Source organism: Pseudomonas sp. CK-NBRI-02 (assembly GCF_008124495.1).
In the GTDB taxonomy this organism is placed as follows: Bacteria; Pseudomonadota; Gammaproteobacteria; order Pseudomonadales; family Pseudomonadaceae; genus Aquipseudomonas; species Aquipseudomonas guariconensis.
In genome coordinates this window covers 1-18,314 of record NZ_VSJH01000033.1, presented here as the reverse complement: position 1 = coordinate 18,314, position 18,314 = coordinate 1, and the positions used below count along the sequence as shown (strand labels likewise).

Below are 18,314 nucleotides of genomic sequence, written 5' to 3'. Positions count from 1 at the left end.
GCGCTAACGTATGACCAAGGCCAGGCGCTGCCCCAGCGCCGGCAAACGTGATCCCCTTACACCGGAGTCCGCCATGCACGAACGTATCGAATGGGCCAAGCACGCCCCGCAAGCCTACAAAGCCATGATCGGCCTGGAGCAAGCCCTCGCCAACAGCGGCCTGGAAAACTCCCTGCTCGAACTGGTCCGCCTGCGCGCCTCGCAGATCAACGGCTGCGCCTATTGCGTCAACATGCACGCCAACGATGCGCGCAAGGCTGGCGAGACCGAGGCTCGCCTGCAGACCCTCTGCGCCTGGCAGGAAACACGCTATTTCACCCCACGCGAACGGGCCGCCCTGGCCTGGCTGGAATGCCTCACCCGCCTGCCCGAGCGCGGCGCGCCGCAGCCGGAGTACGAAGCCCTGCTGGAACACTTCGAGCCCGCCGAAGTCGCCAACCTGACCCTGGCCATCGCCACCATCAATGCCTGGAACCGCTTCGGCGTAGGCTTTGCCATGGTCCCGGGCTGACACCCTGCCCTGAAAACAGCCACGACAAACAACGTTCGCACCGACTGAAAGCGTGGATGTGTACCCCTAGCATCGATCACCCGATCAATAGCCCTCAGGTACCTTTCCATGCCCGCAACCCGACCCACCCGCATCGTCGGGCGTCTGCTCGGTGCGACGTTGCTTGCCAGCGCCACCCTGCATGCCGCCCCCCTGACACGCGACAACGGCGCCCCGGTTGGCGACAACCAGCATTCGCAGACCGCTGGAGCCAACGGCCCGGTATTGCTTCAGGACGTGCAGCTCATCCAGAAGCTGCAACGTTTCGACCGAGAACGTATTCCTGAACGCGTCGTCCATGCCCGTGGCACGGGTGCCCATGGTGAGTTCACCGCGTTCGAAGATCTCTCCACGCTGACCCAGGCCCGACTGTTCACGCCGGGAGAAAAAACGCCCGTATTCGTGCGTTTTTCCTCGGTGGTTCATGGTCTGCACTCACCGGAAACCCTGCGCGACCCTCGCGGCTTCGCCACCCGTTTCTATACCAGCAGCGGCAACTGGGACCTGGTTGGCAACAACTTCCCGACTTTCTTCATCCGCGATGCGATGAAATTCCCCGACATGGTCCATGCCTTCAAACCCGATCCACGCACCAACCTGGCCAACGACGCCCGGCGCTTCGACTTGTTCTCGCACATGCCCGAGGCCACCCGCACCCTCACCTTGCTGTACTCCAACGAGGGCACCCCCAAGAGCTACCGGCACATGGACGGCAACAGCGTACATGCCTACAAGTTCGTCAATGCCCAGGGCGACGTAACCTATGTGAAGTTCCACTGGAAGAGCCTGCAAGGCCGCGAAAACCTCGCACCCAAGGAGGTCGAGCGTATCCAGGGCCAGGACTTCAACCACATGACCCACGACCTCGTCGCTGCCATTGGCCGTGGCGAGTTCCCCAAATGGGACCTGTACATCCAGACGCTCAAGCCCGAGCAGCTGGCGGCCTTCGACTTCGATCCGCTGGACCCGACCAAGATCTGGCCTGATGTACCGCAGCGCCGTGTCGGCCAGATGGTGCTCAACCGCAACGTAAACAACTTCTTCCAGGAAACCGAACAGGTGACGCTGGCCCCATCCAACCTGATCCCGGGCATCGAGCCTTCCGAGGATCGCCTGCTGCAAGGACGCCTGTTCTCCTACGCCGACACCCAGATGTACCGGGTCGGCGCCAATGCCGGCCGCTTGCCGATCAACCAGCCACGGGCGGCGGTGAACAACGGCAACCAGGACGCTGCCCTCGACAACGGGCGCACCCGCAGCATGGTCAACTACGAGCCCAGCCGCCTGCAGCCGCGCACCAGCACCGTGTCGGCGCGCTACAGCCAGCTACCCCTGGCTGGCAGCACCCAGCAACGCGGCATCACACGGGAGCAGAACTTCAAGCAGGCCGGTGAGCTGTACCGGTCCTACAGCAAGCAGGAGCAGCGCGACCTGGTGAACAGTTTTGGCCAGTCCCTGGCGGGGGCCGATGACGACAGCAAGCACATCATCCTGTCGTTCCTCTACAAGGCCGACCCCGACTATGGCAAGCGCGTTGCCAAGGTCGCCAAGGGTGACCTCACCCGGGTCAAGGCACTGGCACGGGAGCTGCGCGACTGACAACGCCTAGCGGGTGCGATCGGCCAATCGCGCCCGATAGCTGCCCGGACTGTAACCGGTCCATTTCTTGAAAGCGCGGTGGAAGGCGCTGGGCTCCTGGAAGCCGGTCTGCTCGGCGATTTCGGCGATGCTCAGCACACCTTCGCGCAAACGTTCGAACGCCATGGCACGGCGCACTTCATCCTTGATCTGCTGGTAGGAGCGCCCTTCGCGCTCCAGCTGCCGGCGAAAGGTGCTGGCGCTGATGCCCTGCTGCTCGGCCATGGCCTGGAGGGTCGGCCATTGGCCGTAGCGCCGGGCACGCAGATGGCGATAGACCACCGCTGCCAGGCCGTTCTGATTGCGAAAACGAATCACCAACCCCTGGGGCGCACTGCGCAGGAAAGTCTTCAGCGCGGCCAGATCCTGCACCACCGGCAAGCGCAGGTAAGCGCTGTCGAATTCCACTTCCGTACGCCCACTGCCCAGCCGCAGGTCCGGGCCCCACAACAAGGTGTCGTCCTCCTGGGCCGGGCGCGCCACGGCCAGTTCGGTACGGTCGATCGCGATGCGCCGTCCGGCCAGCCAGCACAGCAATCCGACCACCAGCACCAGGTAGGTTTCTTCGGCGTAGACCCGCGTCAACGGATCGGTGATGCTCGACTGCACGCTGATCACCACCCGCCCGCCGCGCACCGAAAATGTACCGCGCACATCGCGCAGGAACAGCGCGAAATTGCCCAGGTATTGGCGTAAGGCCTTTTCCAGGGTGGGCTCCTGGATCAACCCCCGGCAGATCAGGGCGAAGCTGCCCAAGGGCATGCCATGGCTGTCGAGGTGGAAGAACTCATCGTTCAGCACATGGATCATTTGCAACCAGAGCTGGGCGAACGCCTTGGCCGGCACCCTGGCCTGGGGCTGCTCGAGCAGTGCCGGGTCGATCCCCACGCCGCGCAGGTAGGCATCGCGTTCGGCGGGGCGCTCGCGCAGGGCATGGAGCATGGCGTTGAGAAAGTACACCGCGACCGAATCGCTATCGCGCATGGCTGGTTTTCACTGTCTATGCTGGGTGGCAAAAAATGCCAGGTTTACTGAACAGATCCGGCATAGGCCAAGCCTGGGCGGTTGCCTAGACTCGACCCATTCCGGGAACGCCGGCCATTGTCTCAGAGCCTGTGCCGGTCCCGCCATGCCTTCGCAATCGGAGCCTTCCATGAGCAACGCAGAAATCTACGTCGTCAGTGCAGTCCGTTCGGCCATCGGTGGTTTCGGTGGGTCTCTCAAGGACCTGCCACTGGCAGACCTGGCCAGCGCCATCACCCGCGCCGCCATCGAGCGCTCGGGCGTCGCCGCCAGCGATGTCGGCCATGTGGTCATGGGTACCGTGATCCCGACCGAGCCGCGCGATGCCTACCTGAGCCGCGTCGCCTCGATGAACGCGGGCGTGCCCAAGGAAACCCCAGCCTTCAACGTCAATCGTCTGTGCGGCTCTGGCCTGCAAGCCATCGTCTCGGCCGCCCAGACCCTGCTGCTGGGTGACACCGATGTGGCCCTGGCCGCTGGCGCCGAATCCATGAGCCGTGGCCCCTACCTGCTGCCGCAAGCCCGTTGGGGCGCGCGCATGGGTGACCTGCAGGGCATCGACTACACCGTCGGCGTGCTGCAAGACCCCTTCGAGCACTTCCACATGGGCATCACCGCCGAGAACGTCGCCGCCCAGCATGGCATCACGCGCGAAATGCAGGATGAACTGGCCCTGACCAGTCAGCGCCGCGCCGCCCGCGCCATCGCCGAAGGTCGCTTCGACAGCCAGATCGTCCCGATCGAGCTGAAAACCCGCAAAGGCAGCGTGCAGTTCGCCACCGACGAGCACGTGCGTGGCGAAGTGACCGCCGAGCAACTGGCAGGCATGAAGCCGGTGTTCAAGAAAGACGGCAGCGTCACCGCCGGCAACGCCAGTGGCATCAACGACGGTGCAGCCGGCCTGGTCCTGGCCACCGGCGATGCGGTTCGCCGCCTGGGCCTGAAGCCTCTGGCACGCCTGGTGGCCTACGCCCACGCTGGCGTCGAGCCGGAGCTGATGGGCCTGGGCCCGATCCCGGCCACACGCAAAGTCCTGGAAAAAGCCGGCCTGAGCATCAAGGATCTGGACGTAATCGAGTCCAACGAAGCCTTCGCCGCCCAGGCCTGCGCCGTGGCCCGCGCGCTGGACTTCGATCCAGAGAAGGTCAACCCCAATGGTTCGGGCATCTCCCTCGGCCACCCAGTCGGTGCCACCGGAGCGATCATCGCCACCAAGGCCATTCATGAACTGCAACGCACCCAGGGCCGCTATGCCCTGGCCACCATGTGCATCGGCGGCGGCCAAGGCATCGCCGTTGTCTTCGAGCGCGTCTGAGGAGCCTGAACGTGAGTATTCAACACATCGCCGTGATCGGCGCCGGCACCATGGGCAACGGTATTGCCCAGGTGTGCGCGGTGGCCGGTTACCAAGTCCTGCTGATCGACGTCTCGCAGGCGGCACTGGAGCGTGGCGTGGCCACCCTGGGCAAGAACCTGGAGCGTCAGGTCAACAAAGGCACACTGGAAGCCGACAAGGCCGAGGCGGCCAAGACGCGCATCCGCACCAGCACCGACTATGCCGACTTGGGCAGCGCGCAACTGGTGATCGAAGCGGCCACCGAGAACCTGGAGCTCAAGCAACGCATCCTCAAGCAGGTGGCGGCCAACGTCGCCAGCGACTGCCTGATCGCCACCAACACCTCGTCGCTGTCGGTCACTGCGCTGGCGGCCAGCATCGAGCACCCTGAGCGCTTCATTGGCGTGCACTTCTTCAACCCAGTGCCGATGATGGCCCTGGTGGAGATCATCCGCGGCCTGCAAACCAGCGACAGTACCTATGCCCAGGCACTGGTGGTCACCGAAAAACTGGGCAAGACGCCGATCACCGCCGGCAACCGCCCGGGCTTCGTGGTCAACCGCATCCTGGTGCCGATGATCAACGAGGCGATCTTCGTCCGCCAGGAGGGCCTGGCCAGTGCCGAGGACATCGACACCGGCATGCGCCTGGGCTGCAATCAGCCGATCGGCCCGCTGGCCCTGGCCGACCTGATCGGCCTGGACACCTTGCTGGCGATCATGGAGGCCTTCCACGAGGGCTTCAACGACAGCAAGTACCGCCCTGCCCCGCTGCTCAAGGAAATGGTCGCCGCCGGCTACCTGGGCCGTAAGAGCGGTCGCGGTTTCTTCACCTACTGATCGGGAGCGAGCGCCATGCCAGTCACTGCCGCCCTACGCTGTGCGAGCTTCGAAGAGCGCCGCGACAAGGCCATGGCGCTCTTTGCCGAAAAAGGCTTTGGCCAGGTCAGTATGCGCGAGCTGGCGGCCCATGTGGGCTTGACCGCAGGCTCGCTGTATCACCATTTCCCCAGCAAGCAGGACCTTTTGTTCGACTTGATCGAGGAGCTCTATGAAGAGCTGCAGGCAACACTCGACCAGGGCCGGCGCGCCCTCGCTCGCGGCCAGGCGGCGCTGCCTTGTTTGATTGCCGCACATTGGCAATTGCACGAGGAGCGCCCCCTGCAGTTTCGTCTGGCCGAGCGGGATTTCTGCTGTTTGAGCGAAGACCAGCAAGCCCGCCTGGCCAGTACACGGGCCCGCTACGAGAAAGGCTTGCTGCACCTGATCGCGCCACAGGCCCGGCTGCAAGGCCAGGCCTTGGCGGCCACCGGGCATGTGCTGGCCACACTGCTCAACCAACTGCCCGGACTGCTGCGCGGGCGTGAGCTGGACAGCGACCAAGGCCTGGCCTTGATGCAGAGCCTGCTGCTCGGCGCGCTGGAACGTACGCTGGGCTAGACCGGCTGGCCTGGAGTCGGGATCTGCCAATGCGACGTCAAACGGCGCATTGCCGCCTTGGTCAACGCCAAGCGTTGGTCGAGCCGCCATTGGTCTGCATCCTTTTGAAGCGCCTCAAGCGCTCGCAGACTATCTTCGTCGTTGCCCAAGGCCCGCTCCTTGTCACGAAAGTGTCGCGGCAGCTTGAATTTAGAGCCATAGGCGCGCTCCAGATACTTGGTCCAGAAGCGCTGCCCGACCATCCACAGTGCGAGCGTATCTTCGCTCTGCGCGTCCAAGATCCTCCTGCGAGCATCCTTGACGCCCTCGTCAATATTCCCGGCAGCGTGCTCGAAGCGAATTTGGCTGGGTTTGCCCGGCAGGTCCAGGTCTTTGAACAAACGCACCCGGAACGCGAGCACCACCTCCACTTGGTCCATAGGCCCAGGCATCCGTATGGCATACCCACGGGAGTATTCATCTAAGGCATTTTTCCGCCAGAGCTGGCCTCCTAGACGCAACAGCTCAGGCTCTGGGTCGACTTCATATTCACCATGCTCTGCCTCCCATGCCAGCACATGGGTCTCCAGGTCAGTAAAACGAAGGAGGGCATTGTCACCACAGGTGCGAATTTCCGACATTGGCAAGATTTCCTCGCCTAGCGTTTCGTTCGTTTCGATGACCTCAAGCATGTCCATGATGCGATAGGCCAGGGCGCGGGCAGTGTTGTCATGAGCGAATTCCTCGGATTGCACCAGCCGCCGCATCAGATCGATGAAATTCGCAGAATTGGAATGGTTCACCAGCACATGCCAAAGCCGCGCCATTTCTTCCCGGTCTTCGGCATCCACACGATCCAGCCAGAGCAAACGTACCGGAACCCTGCCATCATCCGGTCGATACCAAGCGCCTCCTTCGTTGTCCGACACGCCTAATGCTTGCCTGTCAAAACGCACTCTGCCTCGTTCCCACAGTGAGGATCCGAACAAGCCTTCCGGTAGTGCTTTTAGATTGTTGCCCGCCATGTCCAACTCGTACAGGGTCTGATGGGACGCTACACCAAGGGGCATATCGTGTAGACCAGCATTACGTAGTATCAAGGTCAGCAATCTTGGCATACCTTCGACCGAAAACTGCCGCTGCAGCGAGTTACGTGACAAGTTTAGGTATTCCAAATTTTCACATTCATTGATCAGCTGGACTTGCTCATCGTCCAGACGAATTTTGTTGTCGGAAAAATCAATAATTCTAAGGCGCTGTCGCAGTCCGCTCATCGGTGGAAACCGCCTGAGCTTGCAGTGAGTGATTTCGACTGAGATCAGATTATCAAAGGCGCGAAGGAACCCATCAGGCAGGCCTTTCAAATTCATCGAGCGCAAGTCAAGCGCTGTGACATGCGGAAAACGGATCGGCTCAGGCAGGTCCGGCAACTTGCTCACATCCAAGCCACCCAGGGAAAACTTGAAATACGACTGATCTTCCAACGGTTTGGGTTGTTCGGGTATCAATTGGCGCCAGCAACGGATGAGCTCCTTGCGCATGTGATAGCGCGAACTGTATTCAAAATGCACAAGCCCCTCGCGCTGCCAAGTCGTCAAGGTATTGCTTAACAGTTCATGCTGATTCTCCAAATTGTCGAGCACGCTGTGCAAATTCTCGCCACGCCCGAGCATAGCGCTCAGCCAGTATTGGATTTCCTCATCGCTGTAGCTGGGGTAAAGGTAGCGAAGCTTGGCTCTCAGCGAAAGGGGGCTGCCGAAACCAAAGAGCCGCCGGCCTCCGCTCAAGGGGTAGCCGACCCGGCCATCGTCCAGGCGAAAAGGTAGCAGGAAGGAAGGCGTGGGCTGTTCTCGGTCCAGCAGCTCGGCCAGTTCCTGGCGGCGCGAGGCTATGTCCCTCGCCAACGCCTTGCGAAGCTCTTGGGCGAACGGCTCGCCAATATTCATCGCGTCCCGCTGCGCCTGAGTGAAGAGGTCCGCCAACACATCGAATAACTCGCCAGGTTGATCCAGCGCATCGCCGCGCTCATTACGCAATACGAACACGCCTTCCTGATGGCTGAGGTGGATGGTCTCGACGGCCTCGTTTGCAGAGTGAGGCGCCAGCAGGCCGTCCCCGTCGAACAGCACCCAGTGCCGGCCCTGCGGCGCACCTGGCAAATTATCGATCAGCTTGATGACGCCACGGGCCATATCGAGCGTCTGCGGCGTGTCGATGAAAAGCCCCTCGAATACCCGTGCCACCCGGATACGCATCGCCCTTTGCCGGGCAACCTGCGCCATCGACAAAGGTACCCGCCCGGTCTGTTCCAGCAATTCACGATCTCCATCGCTCGCCTTGCTCAGGAGCTGCTCGGCAGCAAGCCGATGCAGGCTGGGGAAGTCTCTGCGCAATGCCTGCACCGAAACATCTTCGCTTGCGTTGCTCTCATCGTAGAGGCTCTGCAACAAGAACCGTCGCTGCTCCCAGACCACCTCGGCCAGAGCCTCGCCCTCAAGCCCTGCTGCCCCGGGCAGCTTCAACGCTTCTTCAAGCAGTGCCTTGTCCATCACCTGCCGTCCTTGCTGCAAGCGATTCCTGAGCTCAACGATGCGATTGGCCAGCACGAAGCGGTTCACCGTATCGGTCAACTCTGCTTCAGGAGCGTTGGCAAAGACATGCACAGCCCGCAGGTGGTCTTCCTCGAGACCGTGGGCCAGCAAGACTTGCCCAATCTGCTTATCGCTCAGGCTTGCATACGCGACGCCAAGCCTGCGAAACATGCGCTCGTTGCCTCGCCATTCCGCGGGCCGTTCGCTCCACAGCCGCCAGGCGCCAGCACCATTGTGTTCGAGCAGTGGGGCATGATTTTCGTAAGGCACCAGGTACCAATCTTCGCTTTCGGTTTGGTACACCGGGTAGTAATACCCTTCCATTTCGATCCACGATTGCTCGCCCAGGCGGTAGATCCCGCTTTGATCGACAATCGCCTGCGCAGGTGGCGGTTCGCTGACGTAAGGCGCCAGATCCTGGTTCCAGAGTTTTTCGCTGCCATCTTCAAGCATCGCAGGTACCAGCCCGTCCACCAGGACACTGCGCGTCCACAGCGTTCGCGCCGCCGCCACGCCGACAGCCGTGGCCCCCAGCAGGGCCACGTCCTTGCCTACGTTCACCAAATGGTCCAGAGCCGCATTGGTGTCCCCCTCCCGCCAGTCCTTGACCGACTGGAATACCTCGCTGAGCAGCTCCCAGGCCATCACCGCCAACAACGCCGCGCCGACCGCCGGGATGAAAAGCCCTGCGAGCGCCAACAGGGCCATCCCTTGCGCATGCCGACGCTCGCTCTTGGCCAATGCGACATCGCCATCGATGCGCGCAACAGGTGTGGCGAACACGGCTGCATCGTCCTTGATTTGCTGGATGCGCATCGTCGCCAAATGGTCGAACAAGGGCGTCGGGTAGACCTTCATGTGCTGGTCCAAATCCCGCGTGGCCCAGTCCGCCACATCGCCCACCCGCTGTTGAACAGCGGCAAAGAATCCGGCGCGGTCGCGCTGAAGGACGAAACGCTCGAAGAACTGCCGGTAATTGTCCTTGCGCAGGCGCTTGCCCAGAATTTTCCTGGCGAAGCCTTCCAGGTTCTTGGCGACGCACCAGGCACCTAGTCGGTCCCCTGGGATATACACCAGCACCCGCTTGCTGCTGTTGAGCAGCAAGCCTTCGTCGATCACGTCCAACACCACGATCTGCTGAAGGTGACAGTTGAATGCCTTGAGCTGCTTGGCGACCACCGGTGCGCCTTCGAGCCGCCCGAGCTTGCCGTCGGTATACAAGCCGATGATCAGTTCGAGTTCGGCGTCCCTGAGTACACCCTCGGCATGGGCCTTGAAGGCGTCCACCAGCAGGTTTGAGCGGTATTGCGCCTTGAGCAAGGCTTTGCAGCTCTGCATGTCTTTGAGCTCCTTGGCCTCAAGCACTGCTTCAAGATGGCTCTGGTACTGTCCCCCCAAGTCCAGGTCACGGCAGAACGTGGCGAATGCCGGCACCGAGGGTGTCGTGAGCGCGGCACCCGGCCCATCGACCAGCGTGTTACGCGCATGCTGCCCGCCCTCGGCAGCCTGAGCCTTGCTGAAATTGGACATTGCTGCGCTGAGCAACGACACGTCGAAGTAGTCGCTCGCCGGCGTCGGGTAATGGCTGGTGTAGTAACTGTGCTCGGGGCTCGTGTAGGTGTACCACTGGCGCAGGAAGTGCTGCTTTGCATCCAGACCGGCGTTGAATTTCTCTTGCAGCGCGGTGTTCAGGCGCGTGATGCAGAAGCTGTCGAGGCTTTCAATCTTGCTCCAGCACTTGGCCAATTGCCGACGACTCTGCAGGCCATTGACCAACGCCTCCCGCAGGAGCGTGAAATCAGAAACCCGGACCTTGCCCATCCAATCAGGCAGGCGCTTGGCAATCAGTTGATCCTGGAACTGCTGCGCAATGGCCATCATGTCCATGGCCGTCGATTGCGCGTTGTCACTGACGTTTCCCATACCGCGAATTCCCTCACCGATAAACGAAGCGGTGAGGCTAGAGAGGACGGTCCAGGTACACGCGTTACATAGTTACGTCTGGTGTGTCAGCGACTAAAGGCTCACGCCCAACGCCTGCCGCAATCGATCGGCACGTGCATCATCGGCCGCGCCAACCAGGGCAAAATTGTAGGCGCCATGAGACCAGTAGCGCGCTTCGAGCTGCCCCTCAGTCCGTTGCCCGCTGGGCATACGTGCAAAGCGCTCGCTGGGCGAGCGCAGGAACAAGCTGATCCGCTCACCCTTGTTGTCCTGAAACACCAGCAGCGCCGCCGGGCCTTGTTCGTTGCTCAGCAGCCGGGCGCCCACCGGCTGGAACCCGTAGGCGCCAAGGTCCGGCAACTGCCCGACGCGGTCGAAATGGCGCTCGAGCCAGGCCTGCAAGAGCTGTGGGTCGCCGGCCTGGACATCCAGCTTGGTTCCACCTGCGAACAGGCGATGGGCCTGTACGGCGTCGGCCATCGGCAAGATATCGGCCACCAGCGTCGCCTCGCGGGCCTGCCACCCTCCGAAACCTCCCACGCCCAGCGCCAGAAGCAGCAACGCAGCCGATGCCCACTGCCGCTGGCGACGCTGACGCAAGCGCCGCTTTAACTGCCCAAGATCCAGGTCGGTCGTGGTGGTGGCCTGCCCGAATCCGGCCAGGGCCGCGCGCAGGCGCCGGGCGTCGTTGCGCCAGGCCTCCACCTGCGCCGCCTCCTGCGGATTGGCTGCCAGCCAGGCGTGCACCTGGGCTCTGCGCACCGGGTCGAGCCGGTCATCGATGTAGGCATGCAGCTCATGTTCGGTGGGGATCAACGGGGTCATTTCAGTCTCCGCAAGGCTGGGGGCGTCGGGTCGCCCTCGGTCAGGTCGCGCAGGGCGGCTCGGGCGCGTGACAGGCGCGACATGACCGTACCGATGGGGATGCCCAGGGCTTGGGCGGCCTCTTTGTAGCTCAACCCTTCGACGCTCACCAGCAACAGCAAGGCGCGCTGTTCCGTGGACAGCCGGGCGAAGGCCGCAAGGTCGGCATGGGCCATGACGATGCGCTCGGTTTCGCCGCCCAGCGCTTCTTCCTGGCCACGGCCGAACCAGGCCAGCCAGCGGGCATGCAGGCGCTCGCGGCGCTTGCCGTCGAGAAACAGGCGATAAAGGATGGTGAACAGCCAGGCGCGCAGGCTGTCGGCGTCACGCTGCTGCCCGCTGCGGCGCAAGGCGCGCTCGATGGTAGCCTGGACCAGATCGTCGGCGCTGCCAGACTCACGGCACAGCCACAACGCGAAGCGGCGCAGCCGCTGGAGCAGTTCGCGCCATTGTTGTTCATCCAGGTCGTGCATGGTCAGGTCCCGTGCCCTTTGATGGTCAGTCTAAGGGGGCAGACGCACTGGCACGACATTTATTCCCATAGCGGGAATAAATCTCTGGCCGGCCCGTCGTACCGGCTCATTCACTGCGTGGAACCTGACCATGACCACTTCTCTGCACGGCCCGGCCAAGGCCTTGCGCCTGGCGGCCATCGGCGCGGCCCTGCTGGCCGTGGGCGCCGGCTTTGCCTATGCCGCCGGCTGGATCGGTGCCCCGGCGCTGACGCCCCAACGCATCATCGACACCTTCGAAGCCCAGGCCGGCCATTACCCCGGCTATCGCAAGAACCACGCCAAAGGCCTGTGCGTGAGCGGCTACTTCCAGAGCAGCGGACTGGCCGAGCCGTTGTCCAGTGCGCGGGTGTTCAGCCAGCCCCGCGTGCCAGTCGTTGGCCGCTTCGCCATCGGTGGCGCCAACCCGTTCGCCCCGGACACCAGCATTCCGGTACGCAGCCTGGCGCTGCAATTCAGCACCGATGACGGGCAGATCTGGCGGACCGGCATGAACAATCCGCCTGTGCTGGCAATCGGCACGCCGCAAGCGTTCTACGAGCAAGTCCTGGCCATGGCGCCAACCCCTGCCACCGGCAAGCCCGACCCTGCAAAGATGCAGGCCTTCTTCGCGGCCCACCCCGAAAGCGCGGCCTTCCGTCAATGGGCCGCCACCTACAAACCCAGCGACAGCTTCGCCAGCACCCAATACCACAGCATCAATGCCTTCCTGCTCAAGGATCACGGCGGCATCAGCCATCCGGTGCGCTGGCAGCTGGAACCGCAAACCCCGTTCGTAGCGCTGCCGACGCAAATCGATGACAAGCAGTTCCTGCAGCACGACCTGCAGCGACGCCTGGCGCAAGGCCCGCTGCGCTGGACGCTGCGCCTGGTGCTTGCCGAACCCGGCGACCCAGTGGATGACGCCTCTCGCCCCTGGCCTGCCGAGCGGCGCAGCATCGAGGCCGGCACCCTGGTCGTCGAACAGGTCGATGCGCCCGAACAAGGCGCGTGCCGTGACATCAACTTCGACCCGCTGATCCTGCCCAAGGGCATCGAGCCCTCCGCCGACCCGATCCTGGCCGCTCGTTCGGCCGCGTACTCGGAGTCTTTCAACCGCCGCAGCCGCGAGTCTCTCGCTACCGGAGCACGCCCATGACCGTCACCGTCTTCCATCCCCTCGCCCGACTGGTGCATTGGCTGATGGCCGTGCTGATCCTGGCGATGCTGTTCATCGGCGTGAGCATGGTCGGCGACCTGTCGCCACGCCATCCGCTGCTGGTCGAGTTGCACAAGGCCACGGGGCTGACCTTGCTGGTGTTGGTGGTGCTGCGCATCGCCCTGCGCCTGACCCTACCTCACCCACCGCTGCCCAGGGACATTCCGCCCGTTCAGCGCCTGGCCGCCGGTGCTTCCCACCTGCTGCTGTATGGCCTGATGCTAGCCATGCCGCTGCTTGGCTGGGCCATGCTCTCGGCCGGCGACTACCCGCGCCCACTGCAACTGCCGGCCATCGCCCCCCATGACCTGCAGCTGTACGCGGTGTTGCGCCAGGCTCACGGCTGGGCTGGCTACCTGTTATTCGCCACCATCCTGGTGCACCTGGGCGCTGCGTTGATGCACGCTTGGGTGCGTCGGGACGGCGTATTGCGTAGCATGTGGCCTGGCCCAGTGCGCCGCAGCGAATGAGCGTTGCGGGCCAGTTTGGCCCCTGACCTCCAACCGACTGGACTGCCCATGACCGCTGCAAAGGACCCTGCTGCCCTGATTCCCCCTGCGACCTTGGATCTGCGCCCGCTGCTGCTGATCAGCGGCGCGTGCACCCTGTCGATGATGGCGTTCGTGGCACTGATCGGCCCGATCGCCCGCCAGCTGGGCATGGCTACCTGGCAGGCAGGTGCAGCGGTGACCGTGGCAGGGGTGGTCTGGGTAATGCTGGCCCGGCCTTGGGGGCGCGCCGCCGACCGCTATGGCCGCAGACGCATCCTGTTGCTGGGCAGCGCGGGGTTCACGCTTTCGTATTGGTCGCTGTGCCTGTTCATCGACGGTGCACTGCGCTGGATGCCTGGGGCGACCCTGGCCTTCATCGGCCTGATGCTCACTCGCGGTCTGATCGGTGCGTTCTATGCAGCACTACCGGTAGGGGCCAACGCCCTGATCGCCGACCATGTCGAACCCCAACGCCGGGCCCGGGCCATGGCTTCGCTGGGCGCAGCCAACGCCGTCGGCCTGGTCCTGGGGCCGGCCTTGGCCGCCTTGCTGGCTCGCCACAGCCTGAGCATGCCGTTCTATGTCATGTCGCTGTTGCCGGCGAGCGCTTTCTTCGTGCTGCTGTTCAAACTCAAACCACAACCCTTGGCACATGGCCATGCGCCTAGCCCGGTGCGGCTGCGCGATCCGCGCCTGCGTCGCCCGTTGCTGGTGGCCTTCAGCGCCATGTTCAGCGTGACGGTCTCGCAGATCACCGTGGGCTTCTTTGCCCTCGACCGCCTGCACCTGGCCGCGGTCGAGGCTGCCCAGGCCGCGGGCATCGCCCTCACCTGCGTAGGTGTCGCGCTGATACTGGCCCAGGTACTGCTGCGCAAGCTCGAGTGGCCGCCGCTGAAGATGATCCGCGTGGGCGCCACAGTCTCGGCATTGGGGTTTGCCAGCGCCGCCCTGGCGAACACCGCGCCTTGGCTGTGGGGGGCATTCTTCGTGGCAGCCGCTGGCATGGGGTTTGTCTTCCCGGCGTTTTCGGCACTGGCGGCCAACGCCATGCATGCCACCGAACAAGGCGCCACCGCAGGTTCCATCGGCGCGGCCCAGGGCATGGGCGCAGTGCTCGGTCCGCTGGCCGGCACGCTGGTCTATGCGGTCGATCCAGCCCTGCCCTTCGCGGCGGTCGCTGTGCTGTTGCTGCTGGTCGGGCTATGGCCGACACCCGCCGATAAACGTCACTGACAAGCACAGCGCGTTGCTGTCCAGAGTGTGCTTTAATGCGTCGCCCATTATTTTTGACACCTCTCTATCTAACAAGGCGGCTATGGACACGGGGACACGACTCAAACTGGTGCGTGAACGCAACAACCTCTCCCAGCGGGAGCTGGCCCGCCGTAGCGGCCTGACCAACTCGACGATCTCGCAGATCGAGCAGAATCGCGTCAGCCCGTCGGTCAGCTCCCTTAAAAAGCTGCTCGAAGGCATCCCCATGTCCCTGGCGGAATTCTTCAGCTTCGATGAGCCGGTGCGCGAAGAGCGCTATGTGTTCCGCGGCGGCGAGCAACCCGACCTGGGCCGCAATGGCCTGCGCATGCTGTTGGTCGGCGCCAGCGTCCCCGGCCGGCAAATGCGCATGCTGCGCGAACTCTACGCACCGGGCGCCGATTCGGGCGAACCGATCGTGCACTCCGAAGGCGAAGAATGTGGCCTGGTCACCCGTGGCACCATCGAGCTGTGGGTCGATGGCCAGGTAAGTGTCCTCAATGCAGGCGATGGCTACTACATCCCCACCACCCTGCCGCACAGTTTCAAGAACATCGGCCCGGACGAGGCCGAGATCATCAGCGCCAACACCCCGGCCAACTTCTGATCCGCCGTGCTGCCGCCCAACAGCCGAGAAGCCTGCCAACGCCTGCGTGACGCCGCCCTGGGTATCCATGGGCTGCAGGTGTTGGCCCGCACACCCGAGGGGCAGGTCGATGTACACATCGACGGCTGGCAGCTGCGCTTGCTGCTGGACGCCGATGGCCTGGTCCAGTGCAGCCATTGCCGCACGCCCGACGGCCATGAAGCCGGCCTGCAAGATTGGCACCGCTATGGCACCAACCCCACCGATCTGCTGAGTATCTGGGAGCGTGGCCGCATCGAGCAGCTCCTGGCCACGGGAATCTCTGAATGAAGCGCATCAGCCTGTTGCTCGGCCTGGCGCTCGCCTTGCCGGCCCTGGCCGAAAACACTTGCCCGCCTGGGCAGTACCAGGTGTGCCTGATGGGCTGTTTCTGCGCACCGATCGACCCAGGCCAGGCCGGCCAGGTACTCAAGGACGTCGAACTCATGGCCTCCGGTAGCCTGGCCTTCGCTCTGCGCCAAGCTCGCGACGAAGCCACCGCCAACGGCACCGAGCCGATTCCCCTGCACATCCGCGCCCAACTCGAGCCCTGGTATGACTTTGCCGTGCTCGATGCAGCGCGTTATCGGGTGGGAGACGAGCAGCAGGTCAGCGCGGCCAATGCCCTGCTGCAAAACCCGGACGTGAACGCGGTGACCCTGATCGACACGATCATCTTCCGCCACGCCCAAGACGCCGAGGACAACGTGGCGCTCTGGGCTCATGAACTCAAGCATGTGCAGCAGTACCAGGAACTGGGGGTGGAGGAATTTGCCCGGCGGTACACCCGCAACTACGAGGACCTGGAAGGGCCGGCCTACAAGATCGAGGCCGAGGTTGCCAAGGCGTTGCGGGAAAAACGCTCGGGGCAGGCGCGTTGAACATCCCTGGCCGTCTCAGCGGATCATTTTTTTTGCCAAGAATGATCCGCGCCATTGAACACTTTTTTGCCGAATGCGAGCATTTTTTCTCGCGGTTCACGAAGTAGTAGGAACTGCTCCGACGTCAGCACTTCCTTCCTATTCTTATAGATTCCCTGTTTAATATTGTCCCACTGGGTTCCAATGTTATTAGTGGCCAGCGGAAGCTCCTGATAAAGCGCCTGGGTAAATACATCTGGTCCGGCGAGTTTTAGGACATCCGTCTCCCCTCGCTCGTAGTTATCCACCGCCAGGGCCAATGTTTTCTTGATGACTGCATGCCCTTCGGCTGCAGCGATGGGTGTATTGGGAACCGCACTCGCTTTACCCTGCGACGCAGCATACTCCTGCTTGAAGCCAAGCCCTGCGGGCAGCGACAAATCCCCGAACGGTTCCTGCTGTGTATCGTCTATATCCTTGTAGATCCCGCCTTCGTGAAGCAACACCAACAGACGCAGCAGATCACTGGCTTGCGCATAATTGCCCTCGTTGACGACTTTTTCATAGAACCTGAATGCCGGGTGCGCAGAGATCTGTGAAAAGTAGGGAAGATCCCGCACATTCGACACTTCAACGCCACTGTCTTCAAATTGGCGCTTTAGATCGTCACGGGCCGCTTCATGCCCCGCGATACCACTGTCGTAAAGCACGCGCGTGGTGTAATCCGGGTTGCGCTGCGCCGTTTCTATCGACAGCGCCTTGTTCTTTTCGGATATAGGTCTCGTGCCGATCCATATCATGTGGATCGTTTTCGGAACGGGCGCTTCTTTCATGGTCGCGAGCGCTTCATCCATCCTTGTCTTGAACTGCGCTTTCTTGTTTGGAGGCAACAACGAGGAAAACGCCTTCTTCATGGTGCCTTGCTCATCGACCGATGAAGTCGGATTGCCCCTGACCATGCAATATACGTTCAACCCATCCACCGTGCCCGCTGGATCGGCGCTGAGCCAGCGGCCCACCCACGGCTGGTAGTAGCGATACCCGTAGTAGTACAGCCCTGTCGCGTCGCGTTCCTTGCCCGAATAGCGCACGGTCTTGTAGCGCGCCTCCATCGCATTGCGGGCTGTCCAGAGGGCGGTGCCACCATAGGGGTAATACTCTTCCTGGCTGATTAGTTCTCCCGTGCCATCAACTTCGAGCGCACCGCTGCCCGTCTGGTCGTCGTAGCTGTAGCGCAGCTGATCGTTGGTGATGTCGGTGGGCTTGCCGGCTAGCCAGTGCAACACCCGCACTTGCGCGCGGCCCGCCTCGCCCACGGTGATGACCTGCAGGTCTTCCGCGACCTTGTCGCCACTGGCGGTGCGCCGCAGCTCGAGCCCGGGCAGGTAGAGGACCTGGTGTTTCTGCGTACTGCCGGAAGCCTGCTGGGTGCTGCTTTTCAGCACCCGCTGGCTGGCGCTGTCGTAACGGTAGCGTTCGTGATCGTCCGCGCCACGCTCACGCGTGATCGGTGTGACCTGGTCGAGCTCCCCACGTGGCGTCCAGGCCAAGGATTGACCCGGCAACAGCAGCCGCTGCTGACCACCGGCGTGGAACAGCGCCTCCACTTCGGTCGGGTCCTTGGCCAGGGTGCTCAGCACCGCCCGGTTGCTGCGCGCGCTCACGGTGATGTCGGTGGTGTAGCTGTTGCCGCTGGCCGGCGCGCTGTGGCGAATCTGGCTCAGATTGCCTGCCGTGTCGTAGGTGTAGGTGCGGGTGTAGGAGGTATAGGTGGCGTCATCGAATGCGATCAGCGCGGGGTGGGCGCGGCCCTGCCCTTGTCGCCGCGCATCGGCCATCTCGCGCCCCGTTGCGCTGACCAGTTGATAGAGGCTGTCGTACGCGTAGGTGTTTTCCGGGACCACCTTCTGGTTGCGCCAGAAGCGCGTGGCTTCGGCGTCGTTACGCACGCTCACCACATTGCCCACCGGGTCGTAGGCGTAGCGCAGATCCTGCAGCACTTTCGCCCCA

Annotated in this window: 16 protein-coding genes; 11 read left to right on the top strand and 5 right to left on the bottom strand. The window is 63.0% G+C overall.

Annotated features, from left to right (window positions below; genetic code table 11):
* Positions 1-73: 73 nt before the first annotated feature.
* Entirely contained in the window at positions 74-511 is a 438-nt protein-coding gene (locus DQ397_RS19190; protein WP_043214769.1) for a carboxymuconolactone decarboxylase family protein, read from the top strand.
* A 108-nt stretch (positions 512-619) separates the two neighbouring features.
* Complete coding sequence (locus tag DQ397_RS19185) at positions 620-2,149, top strand: catalase (protein WP_080642152.1); 1,530 nt, start codon at positions 620-622, stop codon at positions 2,147-2,149.
* 6 nt (positions 2,150-2,155) lie between these two features.
* Here the strand turns inward: DQ397_RS19185 and DQ397_RS19180 are convergent, their stop codons facing one another.
* Positions 2,156-3,172 carry an AraC family transcriptional regulator gene (locus DQ397_RS19180; protein WP_043214767.1) on the bottom strand — a complete coding sequence of 339 codons (1,017 nt, stop codon included), beginning with the start codon at positions 3,170-3,172 and terminating at the stop codon, positions 2,156-2,158.
* 169 nt (positions 3,173-3,341) lie between these two features.
* Here DQ397_RS19180 and DQ397_RS19175 point away from each other — a divergent pair, with 169 nt between their 5' ends.
* Genes DQ397_RS19175 through DQ397_RS19165 form a run of 3 tightly spaced genes read left to right on the top strand, consistent with a single transcriptional unit; the run spans position 3,342 to position 5,986 of the window.
* Positions 3,342-4,526, top strand: a complete 1,185-nt coding sequence (locus DQ397_RS19175; protein WP_043214765.1) for an acetyl-CoA C-acyltransferase family protein — start codon at positions 3,342-3,344, stop codon at positions 4,524-4,526.
* Positions 4,527-4,537: 11 nt separating this feature from the next.
* Entirely contained in the window at positions 4,538-5,386 is an 849-nt protein-coding gene (locus DQ397_RS19170; protein WP_043214763.1) for a 3-hydroxybutyryl-CoA dehydrogenase, read from the top strand.
* A gap of 15 nt (positions 5,387-5,401) precedes the next feature.
* The gene (locus DQ397_RS19165; RefSeq protein WP_043214761.1) at positions 5,402-5,986 is read left to right on the top strand and encodes a TetR/AcrR family transcriptional regulator; all 585 of its coding nucleotides are present in this window, start codon (positions 5,402-5,404) and stop codon (positions 5,984-5,986) included.
* On the opposite strand, the gene DQ397_RS19160 is transcribed toward DQ397_RS19165, so the two are convergent.
* The 3 genes from DQ397_RS19160 to DQ397_RS19150 all read right to left on the bottom strand — a co-directional run bounded on the left by DQ397_RS19160 (position 5,983) and on the right by DQ397_RS19150 (position 11,837).
* Complete coding sequence (locus DQ397_RS19160) at positions 5,983-10,479, bottom strand: NEL-type E3 ubiquitin ligase domain-containing protein (protein ID WP_043214758.1); 4,497 nt, start codon at positions 10,477-10,479, stop codon at positions 5,983-5,985. The genes DQ397_RS19165 and DQ397_RS19160 overlap by 4 nt on opposite strands.
* A 93-nt stretch (positions 10,480-10,572) precedes the next feature.
* Positions 10,573-11,325, bottom strand: a complete 753-nt coding sequence (locus DQ397_RS19155) for an anti-sigma factor (protein ID WP_043214757.1) — start codon at positions 11,323-11,325, stop codon at positions 10,573-10,575.
* Positions 11,322-11,837 (bottom strand): sigma-70 family RNA polymerase sigma factor, encoded by a 516-nt coding sequence (locus tag DQ397_RS19150; RefSeq protein WP_043214755.1) that lies wholly within the window; start codon positions 11,835-11,837, stop codon positions 11,322-11,324. The genes DQ397_RS19155 and DQ397_RS19150 overlap by 4 nt, the downstream gene beginning before the upstream one ends.
* A gap of 124 nt (positions 11,838-11,961) precedes the next feature.
* Between DQ397_RS19150 and DQ397_RS19145 the strand changes: the two genes are divergently transcribed.
* The 6 genes from DQ397_RS19145 to DQ397_RS19120 all read left to right on the top strand — a co-directional run bounded on the left by DQ397_RS19145 (position 11,962) and on the right by DQ397_RS19120 (position 16,325).
* Positions 11,962-13,014 carry a catalase family peroxidase gene (locus tag DQ397_RS19145; RefSeq protein WP_043214753.1) on the top strand — a complete coding sequence of 351 codons (1,053 nt, stop codon included), beginning with the start codon at positions 11,962-11,964 and terminating at the stop codon, positions 13,012-13,014.
* Positions 13,011-13,544 carry a cytochrome b gene (locus tag DQ397_RS19140; protein WP_043214752.1) on the top strand — a complete coding sequence of 178 codons (534 nt, stop codon included), beginning with the start codon at positions 13,011-13,013 and terminating at the stop codon, positions 13,542-13,544. Before DQ397_RS19145 ends, DQ397_RS19140 begins: the two co-directional genes overlap by 4 nt.
* A 48-nt stretch (positions 13,545-13,592) precedes the next feature.
* Positions 13,593-14,798 carry an MFS transporter gene (locus DQ397_RS19135; protein WP_043214750.1) on the top strand — a complete coding sequence of 402 codons (1,206 nt, stop codon included), beginning with the start codon at positions 13,593-13,595 and terminating at the stop codon, positions 14,796-14,798.
* A gap of 82 nt (positions 14,799-14,880) precedes the next feature.
* On the top strand, positions 14,881-15,426 hold the full coding sequence (locus tag DQ397_RS19130) for a cupin domain-containing protein (protein WP_043214747.1): 546 nt from the start codon (positions 14,881-14,883) through the stop codon (positions 15,424-15,426).
* A gap of 6 nt (positions 15,427-15,432) precedes the next feature.
* On the top strand, positions 15,433-15,735 hold the full coding sequence (locus DQ397_RS19125; RefSeq protein WP_306106462.1) for a hypothetical protein: 303 nt from the start codon (positions 15,433-15,435) through the stop codon (positions 15,733-15,735).
* Entirely contained in the window at positions 15,732-16,325 is a 594-nt protein-coding gene (locus tag DQ397_RS19120; protein ID WP_043214746.1) for a DUF4157 domain-containing protein, read from the top strand. The genes DQ397_RS19125 and DQ397_RS19120 overlap by 4 nt, the downstream gene beginning before the upstream one ends.
* A gap of 23 nt (positions 16,326-16,348) precedes the next feature.
* Here the strand turns inward: DQ397_RS19120 and DQ397_RS24560 are convergent.
* Positions 16,349-18,314 (bottom strand): RHS repeat-associated core domain-containing protein (locus DQ397_RS24560; protein ID WP_306106461.1); only part of this gene is annotated, 1,966 nt, incomplete at its 5' end.